Below are 4,167 nucleotides of genomic sequence, written 5' to 3' on the forward strand. Positions count from 1 at the left end.
CTGAGTTTTTTAAGTGACGTAAAACCGTGTTGAGGCCAACGCCCATAATGCGTGCACTGGCGCGACATCCGACGCCATTCATGGCCATATCAATGATTTTCTGGTGCGTACCGGGCTGAGAGGCGGTGTAAGTGAACTGTAGTTGCCATGTTTTACGGCAATGAGAGCAGAGATAGCGCTGATGTCCGGCAGTGCTTTTGCCGTTACGCACCACGCCTTCAGTAGCGGAGCAGGAAGGACATCTGATGGAAATGGAAGCCACGCAAGCACCTTAAAATCACCATCATACACTAAATCAGTAAGTTGGCAGCATTACCCAATGTGAGTTACCTTTTCCATACTAATTATAAAAAGACAGTACAAACAGGATCATTATGGACTCCACGCTCATCTCCACTCGTCCCGATGAAAGGACGGTTTCGTTAAGTCGCGCCCGACGAGCTGCGTTAGGCAGTTTCGCTGGTGCCGTCGTCGACTGGTATGATTTTTTACTCTATGGCATCACCGCCGCACTGGTGTTTAATCGCGAGTTTTTCCCGCAAGTAAGCCCGGCGATGGGAACGCTCGCCGCATTTGCTACCTTTGGCGTCGGATTCCTTTTCCGTCCGCTCGGCGGTGTCATTTTCGGTCACTTTGGCGACCGACTGGGACGTAAGCGCATGTTAATGCTGACTGTCTGGATGATGGGCATCGCGACAGCCTTGATTGGTATTCTTCCTTCATTCTCGACCATTGGGTGGTGGGCACCTATTTTACTGGTGACGCTGCGTGCCATTCAGGGATTTGCCGTCGGCGGCGAATGGGGAGGCGCGGCGTTGCTTTCCGTTGAAAGTGCACCGAAAAATAAAAAAGCCTTTTACAGTAGCGGTGTACAAGTTGGCTACGGTGTAGGTTTACTGCTTTCAACCGGACTGGTTTCATTGATCAGTATGATGACGACTGACGAACAGTTTTTAAGTTGGGGCTGGCGTATTCCTTTCCTGTTTAGCATCGTACTGGTACTGGGAGCATTGTGGGTGCGCAATGGCATGGAGGAGTCCGCGGAATTCGAACAACAGCAACATAATCAAGCTGCCGCGAAAAAACGCATCCCGGTTATCGAAGCGCTGTTACGACATCCAGGTGCTTTCCTGAAGATTATTGCGCTACGGCTGTGCGAGTTGCTGACGATGTACATCGTTACCGCCTTTGCACTTAATTATTCAACCTAGAATATGGGGTTACCGCGCGAACTTTTCCTTAATATTGGTTTGCTGGTAGGTGGATTAAGCTGCCTGACAATTCCCTGTTTTGCCTGGCTTGCCGATCGTTTTGGTCGCCGCAGGGTTTATATCACAGGTGCGTTAATCGGAACGTTGAGCGCATTTCCTTTCTTTATGGCGCTTGAAGCACAATCTATTTTCTGGATAGTTTTCTTCTCCATAATGCTGGCAAACATTGCGCATGACATGGTGGTGTGTGTGCAACAACCGATGTTTACCGAAATGTTTGGTGCCAGTTATCGCTATAGTGGCGCTGGAGTCGGTTATCAGGTTGCCAGTGTGGTTGGCGGAGGATTTACACCTTTTATTGCCGCTGCACTCATCACTTACTTTGCCGGGAACTGGCATAGCGTCGCCATGTATCTGCTGGCTGGATGTCTGATTTCTGCAATAACCGCTTTGTTGATGAAAGACAGTCAACGCGCTTGATAGCCTGGCGAAGATCATCCGATCTTCGCCTTACACTTTTGTTTCACATTTCTGTGACATACTATCGGATGTGCGGTAATTGTATGGAACAGGAGACACACATGAATAATAAGGGCTCCGGTCTGACCCCAGCTCAGGCACTGGATAAACTCGACGCGCTGTATGAGCAATCTGTAGTCGCATTACGCAACGCCATTGGCAACTATATTACAAGTGGCGAATTACCTGATGAAAACGCCCGCAAACAAGGTTTTTTTGTCTATCCATCACTGACCGTAACCTGGGACGGTAGCACAACCAATCCCCCCAAAACGCGCGCATTTGGTCGTTTTACTCACGCAGGCAGCTACACCACCACGATTACTCGCCCTACTCTCTTTCGTTCGTATCTTAATGAACAACTTACGTTGCTGTATCAGGATTATGGTGCGCATATCTCGGTGCAACCCTCGCAGCATGAAATCCCTTATCCTTATGTCATCGATGGCTCTGAATTGACACTTGATCGCTCAATGAGCGCTGGGTTAACTCGCTATTTCCCTACAACAGAACTGGCGCAAATTGGCGATGAAACTGCAGACGGCATTTATCACCCAACTGAATTCTCCCCGCTATCGCATTTTGATGCGCGCCGCGTCGATTTTTCCCTCGCGCGGTTGCGCCATTATACCGGTACGCCAGTTGAACATTTTCAGCCGTTCGTCTTGTTTACCAACTACACACGTTATGTGGATGAATTCGTTCGTTGGGGATGCAGCCAGATCCTCGATCCTGATAGTCCCTACATTGCCCTTTCTTGTGCTGGCGGGAACTGGATCACCGCCGAAACCGAAGCGCCAGAAGAAGCCATTTCCGACCTTGCATGGAAAAAACACCAGATGCCCGCGTGGCATTTAATTACCGCCGATGGTCAGGGTATTACTCTGGTGAATATTGGCGTGGGACCGTCAAATGCTAAAACCATCTGCGATCATCTGGCAGTACTACGCCCGGATGTCTGGTTGATGATTGGTCACTGTGGCGGATTACGTGAAAGTCAGGCCATTGGCGATTATGTACTTGCACACGCTTATTTACGCGATGACCACGTTCTTGATGCGGTTCTGCCGCCCGATATTCCTATTCCGAGCATTGCTGAAGTGCAACGTGCGCTTTATGACGCCACCAAGCTGGTGAGCGGCAGGCCCGGTGAGGAAGTTAAACAGCGGCTACGTACTGGCACTGTAGTAACCACTGATGACAGGAACTGGGAATTACGTTACTCAGCTTCTGCACTTCGTTTTAACTTAAGCCGGGCCGTAGCAATTGATATGGAAAGTGCAACCATTGCCGCGCAAGGATATCGTTTCCGCGTGCCATACGGGACACTACTGTGTGTTTCAGATAAACCGTTGCATGGCGAGATTAAACTTCCCGGCCAGGCTAACCGTTTTTATGAAGGTGCTATTTCCGAACACCTGCAAATTGGCATTCGGGCGATCGATTTGCTGCGCGCAGAAGGCGACCGACTGCATTCACGTAAATTACGAACCTTTAATGAGCCGCCGTTCCGATAATAAGTTCTGAACCTTCTTATCAAAAATAGATGTGAAGGATTAAGTAAGACATCTGGCAAATAGCCCGCAATAAACGCGGGCTGTTTGCTTCCTTGGGCGGATACGAGTTTTATTATCGTCTTAATGATTTCCACATATTAAAAGCAAGTATGCTTTCAAAACACAATTATAAAAAATCCCACCAACAATATAAGTTTATATAAAATTAAATATAAGATTATGACTTTAGAATATTTTTATTTCTAATAGACGAGATTTTTCCTGTTATTATATAATATGCCGAATTAACACATGTTAACGATTTACCAGTAATGTAAATAAATTTTCGAGGAGATCATTCCAGTGGGACGTAAATGGGCCAATATTGTTGCTAAAAAAACGGCTAAAGACGGTGCAACGTCTAAAATTTATGCAAAATTCGGTGTAGAAATCTATGCTGCTGCTAAACAAGGTGAACCCGATCCAGAATTAAACACATCTTTAAAATTCGTTATTGAACGTGCAAAGCAGGCACAAGTTCCAAAACACGTTATTGATAAAGCAATTGATAAAGCCAAAGGCGGCGGAGATGAAACGTTCGTGCAGGGACGTTATGAAGGCTTTGGTCCTAATGGCTCAATGATTATCGCCGAGACATTGACTTCAAATGTTAACCGTACGATTGCTAACGTTCGCACAATTTTCAATAAAAAAGGCGGCAGGTAATGCTGCTAACTTACTGATTTAGTGTATGATGGTGATTTTAAGGTGCTTGCGTGGCTTCCATTTCCATCAGATGCCCTTCCTGCTCCGCTACTGAAGGCGTGGTGCGTAACGGCAAAAGCACTGCCGGACATCAGCGCTATCTCTGCTCTCATTGCCGTAAAACATGGCAACTACAGTTCACTTACACCGCCTCTCAGCCCGGTACGCACCAGAAA

Annotated in this window: 3 protein-coding genes and 2 pseudogenes; 4 read left to right on the forward strand and 1 reads right to left on the reverse strand. The window is 47.3% G+C overall.

The features are described from left to right. On the reverse strand, positions 1-262 hold a 262-nt coding region (locus BGK49_RS10090), incomplete at its 3' end, for an IS1-like element transposase (protein ID WP_064195240.1). A 112-nt stretch (positions 263-374) separates the two neighbouring features. Between BGK49_RS10090 and shiA the strand changes: the two are divergent. The 4 genes and pseudogenes from shiA to BGK49_RS26285 all read left to right on the forward strand — a co-directional run. Beyond that, positions 375-1,691 (forward strand): annotated as a pseudogene (shiA, locus tag BGK49_RS29270) (shikimate transporter). Positions 1,692-1,792: 101 nt separating this feature from the next. Then, a complete protein-coding gene (amn, locus tag BGK49_RS10100) occupies positions 1,793-3,247 on the forward strand; it encodes an AMP nucleosidase (protein ID WP_001060236.1) in 1,455 nt (484 codons plus the stop codon). Positions 3,248-3,589: 342 nt separating this feature from the next. After that, a pseudogene (locus BGK49_RS10105) lies at positions 3,590-3,946 on the forward strand (YebC/PmpR family DNA-binding transcriptional regulator); the annotation flags it as partial. A gap of 56 nt (positions 3,947-4,002) precedes the next feature. After that, on the forward strand, positions 4,003-4,167 hold a 165-nt coding region (locus BGK49_RS26285), incomplete at its 3' end, for an IS1 family transposase (RefSeq protein ID WP_047664789.1).

The sequence above is a fragment of the Shigella sp. FC1544 genome (genome assembly GCF_001722145.1).
In the GTDB taxonomy this organism is placed as follows: Bacteria; Pseudomonadota; Gammaproteobacteria; order Enterobacterales; family Enterobacteriaceae; genus Escherichia; species Escherichia coli.

What these genes read in the sequence shown, in the direction of transcription:
- amn (WP_001060236.1), top strand. Translation starts at nt 1,793, where the DNA reads ATGAATAATAAGGGCTCCGGTCTGACCCCAGCTCAGGCACTGGATAAA.